This window comes from Phaeobacter sp. PT47_59, from assembly GCF_028890025.1.
Classification (GTDB): domain Bacteria; phylum Pseudomonadota; class Alphaproteobacteria; order Rhodobacterales; family Rhodobacteraceae; genus Phycobacter.
Window position 1 is genome coordinate 98,518 of record NZ_JARCJL010000004.1, and the last position, 23,136, is coordinate 121,653.

The window sequence follows — 23,136 nt, forward strand, 5'->3', positions numbered from 1 at the left end:
TGCATGCGGTCAGAGTTTCAGCAAAAAACTGGAATGACCATATGAAAACGGGCGGGAAGATCCCGCCCGCTTCCTCCGCGAGTGGTCAGGTTGATTATTCTGCGGGCATCGGGCTGGGCGCATCCTTTGCGGCGCCGAAATGCTGCCGGTTCAGGCGCAGGACCAGCAGGACCGTGATGGCCTGAACCGCCAGCGGCAGAAGGCAGAGGATCCAGTAGGCTAGGTCGAACTTGGCGATGATACCGCTGCCCACCAGCCCCTTGTTGATGAAGAAATGCATCATCACGGTCAGGGCCACGCCGGGGCAGACCAGGGCATAGGAACCGGGAGAGGTTTTGCTGCCCAGCACGAAGTCGTCGAAATAGCGCTGCTTCAGGAGAACCAGGAAGCCCAGCATCAGGAACAGGACCTGAATGGTCAGCAGTTGCGCCAGGAAGGTCAGCGTCTCGGCCGGGTTGCCATGGACGTCAAAGCTGGTGTGCAGCCCGTGGTCCTGGCGCAGGAACAGGATGCCGAGCACTGTCAGCAGCGGCACGATGATCATCAGGGTGGGGCTGGATTCCCGGTGGGTGCCATGCATCAGCATCGAGGAGAACGCCGTCACCGAGGCATAGATCGCATAGACCAGGGCCGCGATGCCAAAGAAGGTCGACAGCACCAGCGCGGTGCCCACCACCGTGGTGGCCGCGCTCATCGCGGCAGGGGCGGCAAGGCCCACGCCGACCATCGACAGGGCAAAGGCGGGCAGGAGCTGGGCAAAGGAGTTATGCGCGGTCATGTCAAAGGCGCCGCCCTCGGTCAGCACGCGGCCCAGGAAGGCCCCGATCAGGCGGAAGGCCCAGATGCCGATCAGCACAAAGGCCACCATGGCGGCAGGAAAGAGAAACTCGACGATGCTCCAGAGGCCCGGCACGAAGACCAGCCCGAGGATGAAGCCCACGTTGACGGTCATGGCTGTTGCCAGGGGGGCGGCCAGCAGGGTGCTTTCGGCATTGGTCTGGCGCAGTTGCGCATAGGCATCGGTCTTGCGGAAGGCCGCCAGCGCGGTGAAGTTCCAGATCAGCGATTTGATGTTGAGGAATGCGAAGACGGCAATGCCGATCCAGGCCACCAGGATCGCGGCCTTCATCGGCACCGATCCGGTCAGAAAGGCCTTCAGGATGTCTTCAAACACCGGGACGGCCTGATCGGGGTGCGGCACCCAGAACATCAGATACATGAAAAAGCTGACCGCAAGTCCACCCGCGCCAAGCGCGGCAAGGAAATAGGTCGGTGAATAATTCTGTGAGGCGGTAGAGGAACGGGACATTACACCCTCCTTGTATTCCAAATTCAGAATATTAATTACATGCCAAGAATGGAATATAAAGGTGCAAAACGACGCAGGGCCCGCAAAATCTGCGGGCCCTGGTCAATCTATGGCGGGAGTGGTGACAGGCTCAGTTGCCGGCACTTTCCATCTTGCGATTGGCGATGACCTCTTCCAGCCAGCCCAGACGCATTTCGGGAACCGACCCCAGCAGCAGATCGGTGTAATCGTCAAAGGGCGGCGACAGCACCTCTGACTTGCTGCCATAGCGCTGCACGCGGCCCTGGTACATCACCGCGATATTGTCCGAGATGGCCCGCACTGTGGCCAGATCGTGGGTGATGAACAGATAGGCGACGTTCTCGATCTTCTGGAGGTTCAGCAGCAGTTTCAGAATGCCATCGGCCACCAGCGGATCCAGCGCCGATGTCACCTCGTCGCAGATGATCATCTTCGGCTTTGCGGCCAGCGCGCGGGCGATGCAGACGCGCTGTTTCTGCCCGCCCGACAGTTCTGCCGGGTAGCGATCGATGAACTCCTCGCCCAACTCGATCTCGTCCAATAGTTCGACGATGCGCTTGCGTTTCTCGGCGCCCTTCATGTCGAAGTAGAACTCGAGCGGGCGCCCGATGATGGTGCCCACGGTCTGGCGCGGGTTCATCGCCACATCGGCCATCTGGTAGATCATCTGCAATTCGCGCAAGTCGTCCCGCGTGCGGCTGGCCAGATCGGGCGAGAGCACGCGGCCTGCGAATTCGATCTCTCCCTCGCGTGGCGGCAGAAGGCCGGTGATCACGCGGGCGAGGGTGGACTTGCCGGAACCCGACTCCCCCACCACCGCCAGGGTCTGACCGGGGTAGAGATCGGCGTTCACATTGTGCAGCACGTCGAACTTGGTGCCCTTGTAGCGCGCGGTCACATTGCGGATGCTGAGGACGGGATCGCCTGCAGGGGCTTTCTCCTCATGTTCGATGGAGCGGACCGAGACCAGCGCCTTGGTGTAGTCTTCGCGCGGCGCATTGATGATCTGGTCCACATCGCCGTATTCCACCATGTCGCCGTGGCGCAGAACCATGATGTCATCGCTGACCTGGGCCACGACGGCCAGATCGTGGGTGATATAAAGCGCCGCCACACCGGTGTCGCGGATGGCTTCCTTGATCGCCTTCAGCACATCGATCTGCGTGGTCACATCCAGCGCCGTCGTGGGTTCGTCAAAGACCACCAGATCCGGCTCGGGGCACAGCGCAAGCGCGGTCATGCAGCGCTGCAACTGCCCGCCCGACACCTGATGCGGGTAGCGGTCGCCAATATTGTCCGGATCGGGCAGGCCGAGTTTGGCAAACAGCACCCGCGCCCGCGCCTCGGCGTCCTTCTTCGAGAACTTGCCATGCTCGACCGCGGCCTCGATCACCTGCTCCATGATCTTCTTGGCCGGGTTGAAGGAGGCCGCCGCGGATTGTGACACGTAAGTGACCTCACCGCCACGCAGGGCGCGCACATCCCGGACCGAGGTCTGCAGGATATCACGCCCGTTGATCCAGACCTCGCCGCCGGTGATCTTCACACCGCCCCGGCCATAGGCCATTGAGGCAAGACCAATAGTGGACTTGCCCGCACCGGATTCACCGATCAGGCCCAGCACCTTGCCCTTTTGCAGATCGAAGCTGACCCCATGCACGATTTCAATGTCATGGGGCCGCTCGCCCGGCGGGTAGACCGTCGCACCGATCTTGAGGTCGCGGACATTTACGAGGGGATCGCTCATCCGCGGCCTCCTTTCAGCGAAGTGGTGCGGTTCAGCACCCAGTCGGCCACCAGGTTTACCGAAATCGCCAGCGTTGCGATGGCAAAGGCGGGAACCAGGGCGGCGGGAATGCCATAGACGATGCCGTCCTTGTTCTCCTTCACGATACCGCCCCAGTCGGCCTCGGGCGGCTGCACGCCAAGACCCAGGAAGGACAGGGTGGAGACAAAGAGAACCATGAAGATGAAGCGCAGGCCCATCTCGGCCACCAGCGGCGACAGGGCATTGGGCAGGATTTCCCGGAAGATGATCCAGGAGGTGCCCTCACCGCGCAGACGGGCGGCTTCGACGTAGTCCATCACCTCGATATCCACGGCAACGGCGCGGGCCAGGCGATAGACGCGGGTGGAGTCGAGCAGCCCCATGACGATGATCAGCATCGGTACGGTCACCGGCGTGACCGACAGCACCACCAGGGCGAAGATCAGCGTCGGGATCGACATCACCAGATCGACAAAACGAGACAGGGACTGATCCACCCAGCCCCCGGTGACAGCGGCAAAAAAGCCCAGCACAGACCCAAGGGTGAAGGAAACCACCGTCGCCATGGTGGCGATGAAGATTGTGGTGCGCCCGCCGTAGATCATCCGGCTGAGGAGGTCTCGACCGATGTTGTCGGTGCCGAGCCAGTATTGGGACTCGGTAAAGCCATCGGGGGCAATGCCCAGCATGATCTCGATGCGGGAGGGCTCCCAGACATCGCCGACCACCTCGGCCATGCCATAGGGGGCGATGAGCGGCGCAAAGATCGCCATCAGGAAATAGAGCGCCGTAAAGAACAGCCCGATGAGGGCGGAAATGGGGATATTCTTCATTTCGGATGCCTCAGACGCGGGTTGGACAGGATCGCGACGATATCGGCCACCATGTTGAGCCCGATATAGACAGCGGCGAAGATCAGACCGCAGGCCTGCACCACGGGCACATCCCGTTTGGAGACATGATCCACCAGATACTGCCCCATGCCGGGATAGACAAAGACCACCTCGATCACCACGACGCCGACCACCAGATAGGCAAGGTTCAGCATCACCACGTTGACGATGGGGGCGATGGCATTGGGGAAGGCATGGCGGAAGATCACCTGAAAGCCGTTCAGACCTTTGAGTTCAGCCGTCTCGATATAGGCCGATTGCATCACATTGAGGATCGCGGCGCGGGTCATGCGCATCATATGAGCCAGTACCACCAGGGTCAGCACCGCCACGGGCAGGGCGATGGCGCTCAGCTTGTCCCCCAGCGACATGCCGTCGTTGATCATCGCAACCGAGGGAAACCAGCGCAGCTTGACCGCGATCAGGTACATCAGCACATAGCCGATCAGGAATTCCGGGATCGAGATCGAGGCCAGGGTGACGGCCGAGATCATCTTGTCCGGCCAGCGGTCCTTGAAGCGCACCGCAAGAAGGCCAAGGAAGATCGCCAGCGGCACCGCGATAATGGCGGCCCAGAAGGCGAGGAAAAGCGTGTTGGACAGGCGTTTGCCGATGCTTTCGGCAATATCGGTGCCACTGGTCAGGGCGGTGCCCAGATCGCCGGTCAGAATGCCGCCGAGCCAGTTGAAATATCGCTGCATGGCCGGCTCGTTCAGGCCAAGTTCGGCGCGCAGGTTGGCCAGCGCCTCGGGCGTGGCCGACTGTCCCAGGATCGACTGCGCCACATCACCGGGCAGGATCATGGTGCCGGCAAAGATCAGCCCCGAGACCAGGAACAAGAGAAGAAGGCCCAGCGCGATGCGCTGGACCAACAGTTTTGCAATGAGGGGCATCTTATGCCTTCACCCACAGTCTGTGCGGGGCGTAGCCGTTCATCAGGGCAAAGCCGTTGACGTTCTCGAGCCAGCCCGCGATCCGGTCCGAGGTGGCATCGACGAAGTCGTTGAACATCGGGCAGATCAAGCCGCCTTCATCGCGCAGGATGGTCGACATATCCGCATACATCTGGGTCCGCTTGCCGGTGTCCAGCTCGGCCCGCGCCGCCAGCAGCATCTGGTCAAACTGCTCGTTGTTGAAGCGGGTGTCGTTCCAGTCGGCGGTCGAGAGGTACGCGGTGGTGAACATCTGGTCCTGGGTCGGACGGCCGCCCCAGTAGCTGGTGCAGAAGGGCTGCTTGTTCCAGACCTCAGACCAGTAACCGTCGTTCGGCTCGCGCTTGACGTTGAGGTTGATGCCCGCGCCCGCGCAGGACTGCTGGAACAGGGCGGCCGCATCCGGTGCACCGGGGAAGGAGTTGTCCGAGGTACGCAGCAGGATCTCGCCGTCATGGCCCGATTTCTTCAGGTGGAACATGGCCTTGTCCGGGTCATATTCGCGCTGCTCGAACTCGGTGTAGAGCGGGTAGGAGGCGTTGATCGGGGTGTCGTTGCCGACCGAGCCGAAGCCGTTCAGGATCTTGTCGACCATTTCCTGACGGTTGATGCCGTATTTCAGCGCCATCCGCACGTCGTTGTTGTCAAACGGTGCGGTGTTGCAGTGCATGATGAACACATAGTGGCCGGGGCCGCTGGTGGAATGCACGTTGATGCCCGGCGCGCGGCCGACCAGTTTCGCGGTGCGCGGCGGCACGCGGTCGATCATGTCCACCTGACCGGATTGCAGTGCGGCCACGCGGGCGGTGTTGTCGTTGATCACCACATATTCGATGGTGTCGGCATTGCCCAGGTCACCCCAGTAGTTGGGGTTCTTCTCGGCCACGAAGCGCACGCCCATGTCGGCTTCTTTCAGCACGTAAGGCCCGGTGCCGATTGCGGCCGAAGGATCGTCCTTGCCGCCACCGGGCTGCACGATCAGGTGGTAGTCGGCCATCAGGTAGGGCAGGTCGGCGTTGGGGGTGTCCAGCTCGATGATGACGCTGTCACCCTCGGTGGAGATGTTCTTGATGCCGCGCATGATCCCCAGCGCGCCGGACTTGGTGTCTTCGCCCGAATGGCGATCCAGCGACTGCGCCACGTCTTCGGCGGTGACGGATTTGCCGTTGGAGAAGGTGATGCCCTGGCGCACCTTGAAGGTCCAGACGCGCGCATCGGCCGAGGCGGAGTAGCTTTCGGCCACCTTGCCTTCGATGCCGCCATCGTCGGTCAGTTCGACCAGCGGTTCACCCCAGAGACGGATCACCGACAGGGCCACCTGGTTGGTCGCCAGCGCCGGATCCAGGCTGTCGGTGGTGCTGCCGCCCTGCAGGCCGACCCGGATGGTGCCGCCTTTTTGCGGACCCGCTGCCATCACCTTGGTGGACAGCAGCGAATTTGCGGCGGCGGCGGTGAGGCCCAATGCGGCGGCGCGGCCCATGAATTCACGGCGGCTCATCATGCCAGTGGCGGCCTGACGTGCCAGATAATGCAGTTGATCTTTCATAGATATCTCCCAGTTGAATGTGCCGCTTCGCGCAGCTTATTTCTTGATTGGTTATTCAAGATTTGCGCATTTGCAGCGACCTCGCAAGCATTATTCCCCGTGCCGTTACGGTGCGCCCTTTCATTGGTGCAGGCAGGGCCGGGGACAACGGGTCGCCTTTTGGCAGTGATATGCCGCATTTTTGTGAAAGAAAACCGTTGGCTGAGGGAAAGTGATCAAAAACGACATTTTGGTGCCGTTTTTGCGCGAGGCGACAAGCGATGTGGATAAGGGGGCGCAACCTGCCTGAGCCAGAAAATTGCGCAGAATCGCTCGCCGAAACCGGCGGCAGCAGCCGCAGAATCTGCGCTCACCAGTCGGCGGTGTCCATCCAGATCGTGACCGGGCCATCGTTCAGCAGGCGCACTTTCATATCGGCTCCAAACCTGCCGGTTTCCACCGGCAGGCCAAGCTCGGTCAGGGCTCTGGAGAAATGCTGATAAAGCCGCGTGCCGGTCTCGGGATCGGCAGCGGTCGAGAAACCGGGACGGTTGCCGCGCCGCGTGTCGGCGGCCAGGGTGAATTGGCTGACCACCAGAACCGCGCCGCCGATGTCGCCAACCGCGCGGTTCATCTTGCCCGCCTCATCCTGGAAAATGCGCAGTTTCGAGACCTTGGCGGCCATCCGCTCGGCCTCGGCCACCCCGTCGCCCTGCATGGCGCAGACCAGGACCAGAAGGCCGCTGTCGATCGCTCCGATCACCGTGTCGTCGACGGTGACCGAGGCTTCGGAAACGCGTTGAATGAGGGCTCGCATCGGGGGCCTTTCGTCGCTTTTGCGTGGGGGGATATCAGCCGCGCCAGGTTGCAAAGTCATCCAGCGGCGCGCGGCTGGTGCGAAAGCCGTTGGCGGGGTGCGACGTGTCGGCATAGCCAAAGCTGATGGCGCAGAGGATCAGCCGGTCTTCGGGGATCTCCAGCATCTCGTGCAGCATCGGCGCATAGGAGGCAACAGCAGCCTGTGCCACGGTGGCGACTCCGGCCGCCTGTGCCGCTAGCGTGAAGGCCGAGACAAAACCGCCGCAATCCATCGCGCCATAGGGTCCCAGCTCCGCCGGGGAGGAGAGGATCGCGCAATGAGGCGCCCCGAACAGGTTGAAATTCTCCATCATCTGCCGCGCAGATCCGGCCCGGTCACCCTTGGCGACGCCGACCGCCTCATATAGTGTCCAGCCACATTCGCGCCGCCGGGCCTGGTATTCATTCGAATAGCCAGCGGGAAAGGCCAGGTCGGGGGCGTGTCCCCCAGCCATCGCGGCTTCAGTCAGGGCCTGGCGCAAGCGGTCGGTCTCTTCGCCGCGGGTCACGGTCACCTTCCAGGGCTGGGCATTGCACCAGGAGGGGACCTTCTGTGCCGCGCGCAGGATCCCTTCGATCACCCCACGCTCTACCTCTGTTTGGAGGAAGGCCCGGCAGCTGTGCCGTTCTTTCAAAAGGGCGTCCAGGGCCTCAAGGTCGGGCAGTGTCGTCATTCTGGGGTCTCCTCCGCATTGCGCGGCGCCACAATGGCCACGGGGGGCAGGGGCCGCAAGTCCCGATTTGAGTTGGATCAAACTGCTCGGCGCAGGGTTGCGTTACCATCCGCTCATCTCAATCAGGAGGAAGATCAATGGTGGAAAAGACCGAACAGTCGGGGTTTTGGCCCTCGCTCTATGATCCCTTTCGCGCTCTTGGTTCGCGGGTTGCGGATTGGCTGAATCCGGCAACCGAAGCCTCGGCTGGCGACACGGCCTATGACATCACGATGGAATTGCCCGGCGTCACCGATGACGATGTGGAACTGACCGTGGACAACGGCGTCCTGACCATCAGCGGCGAGAAGAAGACCGCAACCGAGAAGAAGGGCGATACCTGGTATTTCAGCGAACGCCAGTACGGCGCCTTCCGCCGCGCTTTCCGTCTGCCCGAGGATGCCGATGGCGCTGCGGCCAGCGCCCGGATGGAGGACGGCGTGCTGCATATCAGCGTGCCCAAGAAGGCCCTGGAAAAGCCCGAGACCGCAAAGAAGATTGAAATCTCCAAGGGCTGATCAGCCTTGGCGGGGTGTGCCCCAAGCCTCTATCGGCGGGGCTTGGGGGGCGACCTATTGATTACCGAAGTATATCGCCACGCCGACCAGGATCAGGGCGACGGCAACAGCGGCCGCGATTTTCCACGCGGAATAGGGTCGTTCGCCCTGCACGCGGCCCGATTGCCCGTTGACCACGAACCGATAGGTCTTGCCCCGGTATTTATAGGCCGCCAGCCAGACCGGCAGCAGGATGTGCTTGAAGGTGACGTCCGAGACCTCGGTATCGATATGGGAAATGCGCTGGCGGTCGCCGCCGATGTCAAAGCGCACATCCCGTTCGATCACCCGGTCCATATGGGCGCGCGCCTCGTCGAATCCCTCTTGAAGGGAGACCGCATAGGCTTCGGCCCTGAAGCCCGCCAGATATTGTGGCTGATAGGGTTCCAGGGCTGACAGGTCCCAGGGCTCCAGAGCGTCGGTATAGCGTTTGGGCAGGCTGCGGGAGGCCAGCACCAGCACATCGTCGAAAAACCGCTTGACCCGGCCCGAGACCGGTCTCCAGCGCACCTTGGCCACCTGTTTCGCCTGGGGTTTGCCGTCGACCATGACGGTTTCCGTCACATAGTAGACCGTGCCCCGTTCCCCCCGATAGGCGCTCTGGGTATCGGCGTCATAGGTCCAGAAGGGGACATAGATCCCCTCCATCTTGCGGCCCTTGCGCGCGTAGTCCTGCAGCCCGTTCGGGGCGAACCACAGGCGGCCGAGCCAGTCGGTCATTGCCTTGTGAGCGCTGCGCTCCTCCAGGGCAAAGGGCAGCACGCCCTTTGGTTTGATGTGACGGCTCTCGCCGGTGTCCGTCACTACCGGGGTGGCACAGAAGGGGCATTCGCGGGCATGGGTGGTGGGGTCGAATTCCACCTCGGCGGCGCAGTTGGGGCATTTGGAGACGCGGGTGATCTCCATATCCGCTTCGGGCAGCTGACGATCCAGGGCGGCGCGAAAGTCCAGCTCGCGCAAGGCCCCGCCGCGCCAGGGACCGCCCGCGATTTTCTCCACATGTCCGCAATGGCTGCAGGTCAGCGTGGCGGTCTTGGGATCAAACCGGTAGTCGGCGCCGCACTGTTCGCAGGGAAATCGGTGGGTTTCATGCGGGGCGGCGGGCGGCGGGCTGTCACTGGCCGGCGGGGGAGGCGGGGAAGATGGCATGAGACTCTCTCGGACTGTCACTGAACACGATTGCGAATATGGCGTATCACTTTGATATTTATGCGCTATGTTGTCTTTTTGCCTGATTTTTCTGGCGCGGATTAGCAGCTGCTTAACCCGGAAAAGGTTAGAGCGGGAAAGGATTAATGAGGAGTATTACCATGTCATCAGAAACCACCCGCAAAGAGATCTCCGAAGCGATCAAGGCGCATGGCACCTGGAAGCTGCGATTGCGCACGGCCTCTGCCGGTGGTCCGCTTGAGGCGTCTTCGCGGGACATTTGCCGGGATGACAAGTGCAAGTTTGGCCAGTGGCTGCATGCGCCTGGCACCAAATCGGGCCTGTCGGGCGATGCGAATTACGAACGCACCAAGAAACTGCACGCCGAGTTCCACCAGGCTGCCGGTGCCATCGCGCAGAAGATCGAGCGTGGCGACCTGGACGCAGCCAAGCGGGATCTGCAGCCCGGCACGCCTTTTGAGCTCAAGACCAAGGAGCTGACCACCCACATGATGGCCTGGCGCATGGGCTTGTAACCCAAGCGCCAAGCCGGTTGCAGGCAGGCCCGGTAGAGTGGTCCCTGCATCCATGTCAAGCGCCGGGCGGTGGCGGCGGGGGCGGGGGCAGAATGGTGAAGAGCTGCGCCAGTTCCGCCACATCCCCGGCCCGTTGCCAGCCGTCCTGACCAGGGGTCCAGACGTAGGTATCCCGTTTCAGCTGCCCCTCCTGGGCCATGCGTCCCAGTCGCGCCTTGGAGAAGGGGCCGGTTGTCGCGCCATTTTCGGCGATGTGCCAGACATGTTCCACTGGCGGGGGCGGCGGCGCCATCGGTGCGGGTTGGGGCTGTGCAGCCGCGGGTGCGGGGCGGGCGCCCCAGGGGCCAGATCCGCCACCCGAGTTGCCCTGTGTCATGGCGTTGCCCATCTGCTGGGCCATCGCCATGCCCATTCCCATCCCCAAACCTGCGCCCATGCCGCTGTTGGGGGTGCGGGCGGCGGCGTCCATCGCCTCGGCGGCGGCAAACTGCGTGTAGCGGCCCAGATCTCCGACGATCCCCATCTGGGTGCGCCGGTCCATCGCCTGTTCCACCGCAGGCGGCAGGGAGATGTTCTCGATATAGAGTTCCGGGATCGACAGACCGTATTCCGCCACCGTGGCCGAAATCTCGGCTGCGACCAGCTTGCCCAGATCGGCGGTATTGGCGGCCATGTCCAGCACCGGAATGCCCGAGCCCGCCACCACGCGGCTGAACTCCTGCACGATGATGTTGCGGATCTGGAAGCTGATCTCATCCATGGTGAATTCGCCATCGGTGCCGACGATCTCGGTCAGGAAGCGCGCGGGATCGACCACCCGCACCGAATAGCTGCCAAAGGCGCGCAGGCGCACCGGGCCGAATTCAGGATCGCGGCAGATGATCGGGTTCTTGGTGCCCCACTTCAGATCATTGAAACGCGTGGTGCTGACAAAATAGATCTCGGACTTGAAGGGCGATTGGAACCCGTGGTCCCAGTGCTGCAGCGTTGTCATCACCGGCATGTTGTTGGTCTCAAGCATGTAAAGACCGGGGGTGAAGACATCCGCCAGCTGTCCTTCATGGACAAAGACCGCCGCCTGTCCTTCACGCACCGTCAGCTTGGCGCCGTATTTGATCTCGTGGCCTTCGCGTTCGAAGCGCCAGACCATGGTGTCGCGGGTATCATCCACCCAGTGGATGACGTCGATGAATTCTCCGGTCAGAAAGTCGAAAATACCCATCTGTCAGGTCCTCTTCTTGGGGATATGCGGGGCAGGGCAATATGCGGGGCGGGTGGGCACAGGCATCATAGCTCCTGCCCCATCCGTTCTCGGGCGATGATGCGGGTGATCGGGCGGGCCTCTTCGGCGCTCATCCCGGTTTCCAGCCGCGGATCATAAAGCATCTGCAGCAGCTTTTCATCGTGGCTGGTGAGAAAGGCGAATTCGTCGTCGTCGTTGAAGATCGAGGGGCGTGCCTTGGGACTGTCATTCAAAAGGCCCAGGCCCTGGGCGATTTCCTCGTGGATGCAGCTGTCGCGCACCAGATCCGGGTGTTCGGCGCGAATGAGCGCGACGCCGCGAATATAGTCAAAGGGGCTGCTTTGAGCGCCCCCCGCAAGAACGAAACAATAATGGGTGCGCGGCGGATCCACGAAGAGCTGGAAATCGCTTTGGCTGATATTGGGCAAGATTGCACGCAGCCGTTTTGCCACGAAGGCGCTGTCGTCCTTGCCTGCAAAGATGACGTGGAAATTGCCGCGCCGGGGCACGGCCATGATCGGATGCGCGGTGATGCGTCCCAGCCGCGCGGCATAGCCTGCGACCTTCTCGCTGTCGCGGCGGCGCTGGCTTTCGGGCACCGATGGGCCGAACTCGGCCTGGATGCGCACCGGTCCCGACCAGCGCGACAGCCCGCCGGTGGCGCCGCCACCGCGTCCGGCGTATTCGTTAAAAAACGAGATCGCTTCGAAATTCGCCGCCAGGTCTTCGGCATCATAGGGGGTGTCGGGGCCGCCGCCGTCGGTGCGCAGCAACCCGCGGGTCAGAAGATCGCGCTGAAGTACGCGGTAGTATTGCCGCAGCTCAGCACTGGCCGCCGAAGGTGCGGCTGGAATGGACAGGGCCGCCGGACGGGGTTGCGGCATCCGGGACTCCCCCCGTCCCGCAGGCATGCACCCGCTTAGAACGCCCAGCCCCAGCCCAAGTCCCAGCCTCAGGGCCATCGGGATCATGGGGTTTAGAACCGCTGCAAGGCGCCTGCCACGGGGCCAGGCACGACCTATGCGGGGCGCGCCCCGGGTATGCGTCTTCGTCCAGATCATCCGATCAGGACGGAACCGCAGTGCCCGCGTTGTCGCCGATTCCATCGCGCCGCGCCTTGGCGGCGGCCAGGGTGTCGCGCAGTTCGGCTTCCATCTTCTTCAACTCGCCCTCGGCGGCGGCACGCTTGGCCTTGCCTTCATCGGCGATCTGCAGGCTTTCCTGAATGGTGCCGATCAGATCCGCATTGGCCTGTTTCACCGCCTCGATGTCAAAGACGCCGCGCTCCATCTCCTGGCGGATCATCTTGTTGCTTTCACGCAGGTTGGCGGCATTCGAGGTGAGCAGCTCATTGGTCAGGTCATTGGCATCGCGCACGGCGGCGGCGGCCTCGGCCGAGCGCTGGATGGTCACGGCCTGGGCCAGCTGCGTTTCCCAAAGCGGTACGGTGTTGACCAGGGTCGAGTTGATCTTGGTGACCAGCGATTTGTCGTTCTCCTGCACCAGCCGGATCGAGGGCAGCGACTGCATGGTGACCTGGCGCGTCAGTTTCAGATCGTGCACCCGGCGTTCCAGATCGTCGCGGGCGGCACGCAGATCGCGCAGCTCCTGTGCGCGGATCACCTGATCCGCCTCGGCTGCGGCCTGCACATTGGCCTCCAGGGCGGGGATATCATTGCTGTCGAGATCCGCCAGCTTGGCCTCTCCGGCGGCGATGTAAAGCGCCAGCTCGTCATAGAAATCAAGCGTCTTCTCATAGAGCATATCGAGCGATTTGATGTCCTTCAAAAGCGTATGCTCATGCCCCAGAAGATCATCGGTGATCTTGTCGATCTGGGCCTGGATCGTCTCGTAGCGGGCGGTGAACTTGGCAAAGGGCGCGGCGCGCCCCAGAAGCCGTTCCCAGAAGGTGGGCTTGCGGCGCACATCCAGTTCCGAGACGGAAAAGCCCCGAATGGTGGTGACGATATTGCGCAAAGAGTCGCCCGCAGGCCCCACATCCTTGTTGCGCACATCCGCCAGCATGGCCTGGCTGATGGTCTGCAATTCCGCCTGGGCGCCCGAGCCAAAGCCGATGATCGAATTGCTGTCGCTCATGTCGATCTCGCCCATGCGGCTGCGGATCGCCTCGCTGGTGGGGGCGTCGGCCTGATCCAGGGCCAGAACCTCGGCCTGGGGTGCGGCCAGCTCGACCGCGGTGACTTCCGAGACCAGGGCTTCGGCCTCAATTGCTTTTTTCTGAATGGTCTCGGACATGAATGTCGTTCCTCAAGTCAAAGTCTCAATTGCGGTCCAGACGGACCCCTTCGCGCTGCAAACGGTCGCGCAGCACGTCGATTTCGATCGTCAGGTCGCTGCGGTCTTCCAGCAGCATCTTCTGGGTGCGCGCCGCGAAATTCTGTTCCAGATCGTCCAGCAGGGCAAGATAATCATCGCGGGCATGGGCATCCTGGCTGCGGGCGTAGATATCGGCGAACGTGATGGTCGCATCGCGGGCGCCCTGCAGGTAGACGGTCAGATACTTGCGTGCGCCACTCAGGTCGCGGGGATCTTCCTCGATGGTGCGAAACATGTCGCGGGCGACGCTCTGGAACCGCTCTACGCGGGTCTCAAGCTTTCGGTCCTGCGCGCGCAGGATCGCATCGCGCATGGCGCCAAGGTAGCTTTCGGCCTCGTCCACGGCGCGGGCAACGCGGCTTTGCTGGAAATCGTCGACGCCTTCAACACCCTTGTCCTGCAAGGGGTCGATCCCGAAGGCGGCCAGATGCAACCCGGTGGCAGCCAATCCATATGTGGCGGCGATCACCAGGCCCGGCTCGGCCTTCCAGGCTGCAAGCGCGGCCCCGGCGCCAGTCAGGATGGAGGCCAGGATTTTCCGCGGCAGGGCGGGTTTGCGGGCGACCTTGCGGGCGGCATAGGCGGCCTCGGCGCGCAGGCCTTCGCGCAACAGGAAGGCCCCCCCGGTCCAGAGCGCGGCGGCAATACCGCCCAGGGCCAGCCCGGTGGCGCCATCATCGACCGACATGATCAGCAGAATGGCGCCGGGCACGAACATGGTATTGGCGCGTGCGCCCACCGGATCGACCCGTGCCCCGCGAAAGGAGTTCGTCTCTTGCGTCGCCTGCGCGCCTGAGCTGCCGTTTGCCTGCTGCCCGTCTGCGCCGTCAGGGCTGTATTTGCCGCCATACCGTTGTGCCATGGGTCAGCCTCCCACAATCCATCCGGTGGTCAGCCCGAACATCAGGATCATCAGGGCTGCAAAGGCGACTTTCTGCACGCGGGCTCTCCCTGGGCAAGTGTTACATCCCTGAAATCTAAGAGATCACGGGGCCGCTTACTAGGGGGAAGTCTGGTCCATTGTCCTCAGCGACGGGGATTCTTGCCGATTGGACGTTTGCCGGGCTTTTGGGGGGCGGCGCGCTTGCCGCGCGGCTTGTCCGCGCTGCCAGGGGTGGTAGCTGCCTTTGCGGCAGGCTTGCCGCCGGGGCGCGGGCCACGGGTGGGCTTGCGCCGTTTGGGGGCCTCGGCGGTGTCGTCCTGCTCCAACCCCAGCTGGTCGCGGATCACGCGCGGGCGCAGCTCCTCCACCTCGCCAGGCTTGAGACTGCCAAGCTGGAAGGGACCGTAGGACAGGCGAAGCAGGCGGTTCACCGAGAACCCGATATCCTCCATCGCGCGGCGGATCTCCCGGTTCTTGCCCTCGCGCAGGCCCACGGTCAGCCAGGCGTTGGCGCCCTGCTGGCGGTCCAGGTTGACGATCATCGGCTGGAACTTTTCGCCCTCGATCACCAGCCCCTTGCGCAGCGGTTCGAAATCGCTGTCCTGCGGGCGCCCGTTGATGCGGACCCGGTAGCGGCGCAGCCAGCCGGTGGCGGGCAGTTCCAGCTTGCGCTTGATGCCACCATCATTGGTGAGCAGCAGCAGACCTTCGGAGTTGAGGTCAAGCCGCCCCACGGTCATCACCCGCGGCAGATCCTCGGGCAGTTCGTCAAAGATGGTCTTGCGGCCCCGTTCGTCGCTGGTGGTGGTCACGAGACCCGCCGGTTTGTAATAGAGCCAGAGGCGCGGGGCCTCTGCCTCGGGCAGGGGCTGGCCGTCGACCAGGATCCGATCCTTGCCCGTGACGTTCAGCGCCGGGCTGTCGATCACCTTGCCATTCACCGCGATGCGCCCCTCGGCGATCATCCGCTCGGCCTCGCGACGCGAGGCAATGCCTGCGCGCGACAGCACCTTGGCAATGCGGTCGCCCTCGGGGCTGGCCGTGTGATCCGCCTTCGCGGCCTTTGCAGCAGGGCGCGGCTTGGGCGCGGATTTGGGGCGATTGGGGCGCTTGGGGGATGCGGGTGTTTTGCTCATGCCTTCGCCATAGAGCATTCCGATGGCTTGCGAAAGCACCCATTCTGCGGCAGGGAGGGGCATGGTGTTTCGCTCCCATATGTCCATCGCCCTGGAGGAGGCCCGCGCCGCTGCCCGGCGCGGCGAGGTGCCGGTGGGTGCGGTGCTGATCGCCCCGGACGGAACCGTGGCGGCACGCGCCGGCAACCGGACACGCGAGTTTTCCGACCCCACTGCCCATGCCGAGATCCTGGCCATCCGGGCTGCCTGTGCCGCGCGCGGATCGGAGCGGCTGGCGGGGTTTGATCTTTATGTGACGCTGGAGCCCTGCGCCATGTGTGCCGCTGCCATCGCCGCGGCCCGGATCGCGCGGGTGTACTACGGTGCCTCTGATCCCAAGTCGGGCGGGGTGGCTCATGGCGCTTGCGTCTTTTCGCATCCGCAGGCGCACCATGCGCCCGAGGTCTATGAGGGCATTGCCGAAGCGGAAAGCGCGGCGCTGCTGAAGGATTTCTTTGGCGCCAGGCGGAAAGCGGACTGAATGACCAGGGCAACGGAGCCTCCCGCGCAGCTCTTGGCGCAGTTTGAGGTGTCAGATCCGGTGCCCCTTGCGCAGACCGCAATCGCAAAGCTCTGGAGGGTGACGCGCGCCGATGGCCAACCCGCGGTCCTGAAGGTCTATGGGGCAGGCGGCATGGGTAGCGAGGCGCAGGGCTTCAGGTTCCTTGCGGCGTCTCCCCCGGATCACGCCGCCCAGGTCTATGCCACGCGGCCGGATGCAGCCCTGATCGAATGGCTGGAAGGCCCGTCCTTGGGCGATATGGCGCGTGCGAGGCATGATCTGCAGGCGGCGGAAGAGCTCCTCCGCGTTGCCTCGGGTCTGCATCGGGGGGCCGCTCAGCCGACTGAGGGGTACCCTTTGCTCACCGATCGGTTCGCAGCGCTGTTCGATCTGGGCCTGGCAGAGGGTTGCGACCCGCAGCTGCGCGCGGCAATGGCCAGGGCGCGGTCGATGGCGCGGGAATTGCTGTCCTCTCAGGTGGACCTGCGACCGCTGCACGGAGATCTGCATCACGACAATATCCGCAAGGCCAGGCGGGGCTATTGTGCCTTTGATGCCAAGGGGCTGGTCGGGGAGCGCAGCTATGAGCTGGCCAATGCCTTTCGCCATCCCAAGGGCTGCGAGGATCTGATCCGCGAACCAAGGCGCATCCTGGCGCTGGCGGATCTGTGGTCGGCGGGCTTTGGTGTCGATCGCCTGCGTCTGTTGCAATGGGCCGCCGCCAAATGCGCGCTGTCGATCGCCTGGCGCAGCCAGGGGCGGTTGTCCCGTGACCCCGAACTGCCGCTGCTGACCACGCTTCTGTCCTGTGCGGAGAAGATCGATGAATAAGACCGTGACCAGTGAAGATGGGCTGACCCGCTGCGCCTGGAGCGCCTCTGCGCCAGAATTTGATGCCTATCATGATGCCGAGTGGGGCTACCCCGTTGGTGACGACATCCGGCTGTTTGAAAAGATCTGCCTTGAAAGCTTCCAGTCGGGTCTCAGCTGGCGCACCATCCTGGCCAAGCGGGAGAATTTCCGCGCCGCCTTTTGCGGATTTGATTGGGACAAGGTTGCCGCCTTTACCGAACAGGACGTGGAGCGGCTGCTGCAGGATGCGGGCATCATCCGTCACCGCGGCAAGATCGAAGCGGTGATCAACAATGCCCGGCGCGCGCAGGAGCTGGTGGAGGAAGCCGGATCGCTTGCCGCGTTTTTCTGGTGCTATGAGCCGGATCCCGAAACCCTGCCCGAGCCGCAGACCCAATCGACCAGTCCTGCGTCCGTCGCTCTGTCCAAGGCGCTGAAGAAACGCGGCTGGAAATTTGTCGGCCCCACCACCGTCTTTGCCTTCATGCAGGCGATGGGGCTGATCAATGACCACGCGCAGGGATGCCATTGCAGGCAAAAGGCCGCCCGTGCGCGGGCGCAGTTTCAAAAGCCGGCCTAGACCTCGATCTCCGTCATCACCTCGGGTTCGATCACATCGACGCCCGGCAGCCCCGCGACCAGATCCTCTGCGGATTGTTCCAACAGCGGAAAGGTCTTGTAGTGGCAGGGGATCACCGTCTTGAAGTCGAAATAGCGCTTGGCCGCATAGGCCGCCTGTTTCATGTCCATGGTGAAATGACCGCCTGCGCAGAGGATGCCCACATCGGGTTTGAAGTAATCCCCGATCCAGTCCATGTCGGCCATGATCGCGGTATCGCCGCTGATGTAGATGGTCTTGCCCTCGGCCTGCAGCACATATCCCACTTCCGACCCACCGGTGCGCGGCCCTTCGGGCGTTGCAAAGGTGGAACTGTGGGACGCAGGCACCATCGAGAGTTTCACGCCGCCCAGATCGACAGTACCGCCCTTGTTGAAGCCCACGGTCTCTACCCCTTCGGTTTCGCCCCAGAAGCCCATCAGATCGTATTGACCTGCGACCGGGATGTTCAGCTTCTTGGCGAGGGGCAGAACATCAACCACATGGTCGAAATGCACATGGGTCAGGATGATATGGGTGGCGCCCGCGATGGCGGCGTCGTGCTGGTCTTCGGGCAGGCTCGGGTTGCCGGTCAGCCAGGGATCCAGCAGCAGCACCTTGTCCCCGGTTTCAAAACGGAAGCTGCCGTGGCCCAGCCAGATGATTTTCATGTCAAATCTCCCTAAATGTCCGGGCAAAGACTAGCATCGGCCAGGCATTTGACCAGAGCAAATCACCGGCAAGGCAATTGGGGTGCTGCCCGGCTCGGATGATGTCGGTTGGTTCAGTATGTCGACCAGTCAAGATCCGCCCGATCAAGCTCAACATCCCGCAGAATGGCAAAGGTAAGCTCTCCAAAGCTCAGGATGCTGTCGCCATTTCTGTGTGCGATCTGAAGGCGCCCGGGAAACGTATGGGTGTCCAGGCTGATGCTGTCGATACCGGCTTCAAAATCCAGAATGATATCCGGACGGGATCCCGCGCCGATTTCAAATTCGAATGCATCGGCCCCGCTGCCTCCGGTCAGGCGATCCCGATCCAGCCCGCCGACCAGCGTGTCATCTCCGGCGCCACCATCAAGCCTGTCGCGAAACCCGTTGCGCAGCCCCAGGCCGTAGCGGTCCCCCACCAGGCGATCATCGCCCAGCCCGCCGCGCAGGACATCGCTGCCGTGCCCGCCATTCAGCGTATCATCGCCACCGCGCCCGAAAAGGCGGTCGGCCCCGGCGTTCCCGGCAAGGAGGTCATCGTTGTGGTGTCCGCGCAGGGTGTCGTTGCCTTGGCCGCCATAAAGCCAGGCGGCCAGGGGGGAGGCCGCTGTCAAACGATCTGCGCCGCCATTGCCGAAGACCTGGCTCAATCCGCTGTCAAACAATGTGTCATCCTGGGTGCGTAGCGTGATGACCTCGCCGTGCCTGCCCGCAACCAGCGCAACATGGTGGGTCAAGACACCGTCTGTGCTGAGGCCGGCGATCGCAGCCGGGTCACTGATGACCTCCTGGGTGGCGAAAACGTCAAGCTCGGAATAGCTGGCGGGCCCGATTTCAAACCGTTCAACCGACGGGACGCCAGCCGCCTCCTGGGGAATGAACAGGCGGGTCTGGCCGTATTCGCGCACTTCCAGCCCGCCGTCCACCTCGCGTATCTGAAGAGACACCGGAGCGATATGCCAGCTGAAGACCAATGTATCGGTGCCGCCGCTGTCGTGCCATTCGGAAGGGTCATATGGCAGGTCTTGGAAGAGAAATCTGTCGTCCCCTGGCCCCGTGGTAAAGATCATAGGTCCAATCCTTTTTACAATGAAACGCTCAAAACAGGATGATTAAACCACCTGACCTGTGGATTCGCACCAGAAATCCGGCAGAAGGGCACCCTCAGTCTTGCGGTGGCGGCGGTGCGACGGTAAATGCCGAGGCAGACGAGATGAGGGTTTCCATGTCGATTGACCAAAGCACCGCCGCCAAGGTGGCCAAACTGGCCCGGATCAAGGTCGAAGAGGACGCGCTGCCTGCGCTGGCAGACGAGTTCAACACCATCCTGGGTTTCATCGAACAGCTGAACGAAGTGGATGTGGAAGGGGTCGAGCCGATGACCTCGGTCACGCCACAGCGTCTGAAGCGGCGCGAGGATGTGGTGAACGACGGCAATCAGCAGGACAAGGTTCTGTCCAATGCGCCCGACGCCCGCGAGGGTTTCTTTGCGGTCCCCAAGGTGGTGGAGTAAGACATGAGCGATCTGAACAAACTGGGCCTGGCCGAGGCCCGCGATGCCCTGCGCAAGGGTGACACCACCTCTGTCGAGCTGACCGAAGCCTGCCTCAAGGCCATCGACGCAGCCGATGCGCTGAACGCTTTTGTGCACAAGACCCCCGAGATCGCGCTGGAGCGCGCCAAGGCGGCGGATACCCGCATCAAGGCTGGCGATGCGCCGTCGATGTGCGGCCTGCCGGTGGGGATCAAGGATCTCTTCTGCACCAAGGGCGTCGATAGCCAGGCGGCATCGAACATCCTGAAAGGCTTCAAGCCGGAATATGAATCCACCGTCTCGCAGAAGCTGGTGGATGCGGGGTCCGTGATGCTGGGCAAGCTGAACATGGACGAATTCGCCATGGGCTCGTCCAACGAGACCTCCGCCTATGGCGATGTGGTCAGCCCGTGGCGGCGTGACGGCAGCGATGCAAAGCTGACCCCGGGTGGATCCTCGGGCGGCTCGGCTGCGGCTGTTGCGGCGGACCTCTGCCTTGCGGCAACCGGCACCGACACCGGCGGCTCGATCCGCCAGCCTGCGGCCTTTACCGGCACCGTGGGCATCAAGCCCACCTACGGGCGCTGCTCGCGCTGGGGCATCGTGGCCTTTGCCTCATCGCTGGATCAGGCCGGGCCGATGACCAAATCGGTGCGCGATGCGGCGATCATGCTCGAAGCCATGGCAGGGCATGACCCCAAGGACAGCACCAGCGCCGATCTGGCCGTGCCGGATTTCGAGGCCATGCTGACCGGCGACATCAAGGGCAAGAAGATCGGTATCCCGAAAGAATACCGCATGGAGGGCATGCCCGCCGAGATCGAAAAGCTCTGGGCCGATGGCACCGCCATGCTGAAGGATGCAGGCGCCGAGATTGTCGATATCTCGCTGCCGCACACCAAATACGCGCTGCCCGCCTATTACGTGATTGCCCCGGCAGAGGCCTCCTCGAACCTCGCGCGCTATGACGGGGTGCGCTACGGCCACCGCGCCACGCTGGAGGCGGGGGATGGCATCACCGAGATGTACGAGAAGACCCGCGCCCAGGGCTTCGGCCACGAGGTGCAGCGCCGCGTGATGGTCGGCACCTATGTGCTGTCGGCAGGCTTCTATGACGCCTATTACAACCGCGCCCGTCGCGTCCGCACCCTGATCAAGAAGGACTTCGAGGATGTCTTTGCCGCAGGCGTGGACGCGATCCTGACCCCGGCGACGCCCTCGGCGGCCTTTGGCCTGGGCGAGATGACCGATGCGGATCCGGTGCAGATGTACCTCAACGACGTCTTTACCGTCACCGTGAACCTGGCGGGCCTGCCGGGGATTTCGGTGCCGACCGGTCTGGACGCGCAAGGGCTGCCGCTGGGGCTGCAGCTGATCGGCCGTCCTTGGGAAGAGGGCGATCTGCTGAACACCGCCTATGCGCTGGAGCAGGCCGCCGGGTTTGTGGCAAAGCCGGGCAAATGGTGGTAAGCTGAGCGCAAACAAGAGCAGCTTACAGTCGACCATAAACAGGTGATCCCGATGCGTGTCTTCGTCTCTCTCGCCTTTGCGGGCAGTTTTCTGGCCCTTGCAGCCTGCACGCCGCCGGTGCCGGACAGCGCCGCCGGCGTTGGGATTGACAATGACCCCTTCGCGGCACCGCCCGATTTTGGCACCACGATCAACGGCGATGCGCTGATCCCGCCCGTCCGGGTGTCCGGCCAGCCGCTGGACGCAACCGGATCGTCGCTGCCGCCTGCGCCACGCAGTGCCGGGTCCGTCTCCGGAGCCGGGCTTCTTGCCGACAGGTCTTCCGGCGCCGATATCGCGCGGGAAACCGCTGCGGCCCTCAGCGCGGCGCAGAGCAACTCGGGGCAGGTGCCGCTGGAGGCCAGCCCTTCGAACCCGGCGCCGCAAATCGTCGGCAATCCGGGGCTGTCCGATGAGAACAGTTTTGATGCGGTCTCTTCCCGTCAGACCATCGAAAGCGATGCGGAGCGGCTGAAGCAGCAGCGGGCGCAGTATCAGGTGGTGCAGCCCACGGCCTTGCCCAGCGTGGCGCCGGGCCAGCGCGATCCCAATATCGTGCAATATGCGCTCAGCACCTCCAACCCGCCGGGCAACCGAATCTACAGCCGCTCGGGCATCAACCTGAAATCCCGCTCGGCGCGCAATTGCGCAGGCTATGCCTCGCCGGAACTGGCGCAGATCGCCTTTTTGGAAGCGGGTGGTCCGAAACGCGACCGCCAAGCGCTGGATCCCGATGGCGACGGCTACGCCTGTGGCTGGGATCCGTCCCCCTATCGCCTGGTCCTGCGCGACGGTTCCTGATGGCCGGGCGCACCCCAGATGCCATCTGGCAGCCCAGCCCCAATTTCACCGCCCGCCGGGATGGCCTGACGCCACAGCTCGTGGTGCTTCACTACACCGCCATGACAAGCGCCGAGGCCGCGTTGGAACGTCTGTGCGACCCCGAAGCCGAGGTGTCGGCGCATTACCTGATCGGTCGGGACGGCACCCTGTGGCAGCTGGTCGAGGAAGACCAGCGCGCCTGGCATGCCGGCGCCGGGCAGTGGTGCGGGCAAGAGGACATCAATTCGCGCTCTATCGGGATCGAGCTGGACAATGGCGGCGATCATCCGTTTTCCGAGCCTCAGATGCGGCAATTGGAGGATCTGCTGGCTGGCGTGATGCAGCGGTGGGCGATCCCGCCCGAGGGCGTGATCGGCCATTCCGACATGGCGCCGGATCGCAAGTTCGATCCGGGCGCGCGGTTCGACTGGGCGCGCCTTGCGCGGCAGGGCCTTGCACGCCCGGGGGCGGAAGCTGGCGGTGGGGCTGGCCTGATGGAGCCGGAGATGCTGGATATGGTGCGGTTTCGGGCCTATGCGCGTGATATCGGCTATACAGCACCGGTGGAGGATGCGGCTTTGCTGAGGGCCGTGCGCCTGCGCTACCGCCCGCAGGGCAGGGGGGCGCTCTGTGCCGCGGATTTCGCACCACTTGGGCAGGCTGAACTCTGGGGCTGACCTCCCCTTATCATCCTCTTGACCGCAGCTGGA

24 protein-coding genes are annotated in these 23,136 nt (G+C 63.3%); 9 read left to right on the top strand and 15 right to left on the bottom strand.

Annotation, left to right across the window (positions count from 1 at the left end; translation table 11 throughout):
* Window positions 1-94: 94 nt before the first annotated feature.
* From PXK01_RS05055 to PXK01_RS05085, 7 genes are all read right to left on the bottom strand, one after another.
* Complete coding sequence (locus PXK01_RS05055; protein ID WP_274859111.1) at window positions 95-1,309, bottom strand: TsoY family (seleno)protein; 1,215 nt, start codon at window positions 1,307-1,309, stop codon at window positions 95-97.
* Between the two features lie 130 nt (window positions 1,310-1,439).
* Complete coding sequence (locus PXK01_RS05060) at window positions 1,440-3,077, bottom strand: ABC transporter ATP-binding protein (RefSeq protein ID WP_274859113.1); 1,638 nt, start codon at window positions 3,075-3,077, stop codon at window positions 1,440-1,442.
* On the bottom strand, window positions 3,074-3,931 hold the full coding sequence (locus PXK01_RS05065) for an ABC transporter permease (RefSeq protein WP_274846534.1): 858 nt from the start codon (window positions 3,929-3,931) through the stop codon (window positions 3,074-3,076). Before PXK01_RS05065 ends, PXK01_RS05060 begins: the two co-directional genes overlap by 4 nt.
* Entirely contained in the window at window positions 3,928-4,884 is a 957-nt protein-coding gene (locus PXK01_RS05070; protein WP_274846535.1) for an ABC transporter permease, read from the bottom strand. Before PXK01_RS05070 ends, PXK01_RS05065 begins: the two co-directional genes overlap by 4 nt.
* A gap of 1 nt (window position 4,885) precedes the next feature.
* Window positions 4,886-6,469, bottom strand: a complete 1,584-nt coding sequence (locus PXK01_RS05075) for an ABC transporter substrate-binding protein (RefSeq protein ID WP_274859114.1) — start codon at window positions 6,467-6,469, stop codon at window positions 4,886-4,888.
* A gap of 349 nt (window positions 6,470-6,818) precedes the next feature.
* Window positions 6,819-7,265, bottom strand: coding sequence for a D-aminoacyl-tRNA deacylase (dtd, locus tag PXK01_RS05080; protein WP_274846537.1), 447 nt, complete (start codon window positions 7,263-7,265; stop codon window positions 6,819-6,821).
* A 34-nt stretch (window positions 7,266-7,299) separates the two neighbouring features.
* The gene (locus PXK01_RS05085) at window positions 7,300-7,980 is read right to left on the bottom strand and encodes a nitroreductase (RefSeq protein WP_274846538.1); all 681 of its coding nucleotides are present in this window, start codon (window positions 7,978-7,980) and stop codon (window positions 7,300-7,302) included.
* 137 nt (window positions 7,981-8,117) lie between these two features.
* On the opposite strand from PXK01_RS05085, the gene PXK01_RS05090 reads away from it, so the two are divergent.
* Window positions 8,118-8,537 (top strand): Hsp20/alpha crystallin family protein, encoded by a 420-nt coding sequence (locus tag PXK01_RS05090; protein ID WP_274846539.1) that lies wholly within the window; start codon window positions 8,118-8,120, stop codon window positions 8,535-8,537.
* A 54-nt stretch (window positions 8,538-8,591) separates the two neighbouring features.
* Here the strand turns inward: PXK01_RS05090 and PXK01_RS05095 are convergent, their stop codons facing one another.
* Window positions 8,592-9,725: a primosomal protein N' (replication factor Y) - superfamily II helicase gene (locus PXK01_RS05095; RefSeq protein WP_274859115.1), complete on the bottom strand. Its 1,134-nt coding sequence runs from the start codon at window positions 9,723-9,725 to the stop codon at window positions 8,592-8,594.
* Window positions 9,726-9,886: 161 nt separating this feature from the next.
* On the opposite strand from PXK01_RS05095, the gene PXK01_RS05100 reads away from it, so the two are divergent.
* On the top strand, window positions 9,887-10,261 hold the full coding sequence (locus tag PXK01_RS05100; protein ID WP_274859116.1) for a CZB domain-containing protein: 375 nt from the start codon (window positions 9,887-9,889) through the stop codon (window positions 10,259-10,261).
* Between the two features lie 55 nt (window positions 10,262-10,316).
* Here the strand turns inward: PXK01_RS05100 and PXK01_RS05105 are convergent, their stop codons facing one another.
* The 5 genes from PXK01_RS05105 to PXK01_RS05125 form a co-directional block, all read right to left on the bottom strand.
* Complete coding sequence (locus PXK01_RS05105; RefSeq protein ID WP_274859118.1) at window positions 10,317-11,483, bottom strand: SPFH domain-containing protein; 1,167 nt, start codon at window positions 11,481-11,483, stop codon at window positions 10,317-10,319.
* A 65-nt stretch (window positions 11,484-11,548) separates the two neighbouring features.
* Entirely contained in the window at window positions 11,549-12,388 is an 840-nt protein-coding gene (locus PXK01_RS05110; RefSeq protein ID WP_274846543.1) for a DUF2927 domain-containing protein, read from the bottom strand.
* A 181-nt stretch (window positions 12,389-12,569) separates the two neighbouring features.
* The gene (locus PXK01_RS05115) at window positions 12,570-13,760 is read right to left on the bottom strand and encodes a toxic anion resistance protein (protein WP_274846544.1); all 1,191 of its coding nucleotides are present in this window, start codon (window positions 13,758-13,760) and stop codon (window positions 12,570-12,572) included.
* A 25-nt stretch (window positions 13,761-13,785) separates the two neighbouring features.
* Complete coding sequence (locus PXK01_RS05120; RefSeq protein ID WP_274859119.1) at window positions 13,786-14,703, bottom strand: 5-bromo-4-chloroindolyl phosphate hydrolysis family protein; 918 nt, start codon at window positions 14,701-14,703, stop codon at window positions 13,786-13,788.
* A 164-nt stretch (window positions 14,704-14,867) separates the two neighbouring features.
* The gene (locus PXK01_RS05125; RefSeq protein ID WP_274859120.1) at window positions 14,868-15,923 is read right to left on the bottom strand and encodes a pseudouridine synthase; all 1,056 of its coding nucleotides are present in this window, start codon (window positions 15,921-15,923) and stop codon (window positions 14,868-14,870) included.
* On the opposite strand from PXK01_RS05125, the gene PXK01_RS05130 reads away from it, so the two are divergent.
* Genes PXK01_RS05130 through PXK01_RS05140 form a run of 3 tightly spaced genes read left to right on the top strand, consistent with a single transcriptional unit; the run spans window position 15,922 to window position 17,833 of the window.
* The gene (locus tag PXK01_RS05130) at window positions 15,922-16,380 is read left to right on the top strand and encodes a nucleoside deaminase (RefSeq protein WP_274859121.1); all 459 of its coding nucleotides are present in this window, start codon (window positions 15,922-15,924) and stop codon (window positions 16,378-16,380) included. The genes PXK01_RS05125 and PXK01_RS05130 overlap by 2 nt on opposite strands.
* Window positions 16,381-17,232: an aminoglycoside phosphotransferase family protein gene (locus PXK01_RS05135; RefSeq protein ID WP_274859122.1), complete on the top strand. Its 852-nt coding sequence runs from the start codon at window positions 16,381-16,383 to the stop codon at window positions 17,230-17,232.
* Entirely contained in the window at window positions 17,225-17,833 is a 609-nt protein-coding gene (locus PXK01_RS05140; RefSeq protein WP_274859123.1) for a DNA-3-methyladenine glycosylase I, read from the top strand. The genes PXK01_RS05135 and PXK01_RS05140 overlap by 8 nt, the downstream gene beginning before the upstream one ends.
* Here PXK01_RS05140 and PXK01_RS05145 read toward each other — a convergent pair.
* On the bottom strand, window positions 17,830-18,522 hold the full coding sequence (locus PXK01_RS05145; protein ID WP_274859124.1) for a metal-dependent hydrolase: 693 nt from the start codon (window positions 18,520-18,522) through the stop codon (window positions 17,830-17,832). The genes PXK01_RS05140 and PXK01_RS05145 overlap by 4 nt on opposite strands.
* A gap of 113 nt (window positions 18,523-18,635) precedes the next feature.
* Entirely contained in the window at window positions 18,636-19,631 is a 996-nt protein-coding gene (locus tag PXK01_RS05150; RefSeq protein WP_274859125.1) for a calcium-binding protein, read from the bottom strand.
* Between the two features lie 155 nt (window positions 19,632-19,786).
* Between PXK01_RS05150 and gatC the strand changes: the two genes are divergently transcribed.
* From gatC to PXK01_RS05170, 4 genes are read left to right on the top strand one after another with little or no spacing between them, the layout of a single operon-like run.
* Window positions 19,787-20,074, top strand: a complete 288-nt coding sequence (gatC, locus tag PXK01_RS05155; RefSeq protein ID WP_274846552.1) for an Asp-tRNA(Asn)/Glu-tRNA(Gln) amidotransferase subunit GatC — start codon at window positions 19,787-19,789, stop codon at window positions 20,072-20,074.
* Window positions 20,075-20,077: 3 nt separating this feature from the next.
* Window positions 20,078-21,565, top strand: coding sequence for an Asp-tRNA(Asn)/Glu-tRNA(Gln) amidotransferase subunit GatA (gene gatA / locus PXK01_RS05160; protein ID WP_274859127.1), 1,488 nt, complete (start codon window positions 20,078-20,080; stop codon window positions 21,563-21,565).
* Window positions 21,566-21,616: 51 nt separating this feature from the next.
* On the top strand, window positions 21,617-22,405 hold the full coding sequence (locus tag PXK01_RS05165; RefSeq protein WP_274846554.1) for a hypothetical protein: 789 nt from the start codon (window positions 21,617-21,619) through the stop codon (window positions 22,403-22,405).
* Window positions 22,405-23,103 (top strand): N-acetylmuramoyl-L-alanine amidase, encoded by a 699-nt coding sequence (locus tag PXK01_RS05170; RefSeq protein WP_274859128.1) that lies wholly within the window; start codon window positions 22,405-22,407, stop codon window positions 23,101-23,103. Before PXK01_RS05165 ends, PXK01_RS05170 begins: the two co-directional genes overlap by 1 nt.
* The last annotated feature ends 33 nt before the right edge of the window (window positions 23,104-23,136 follow it).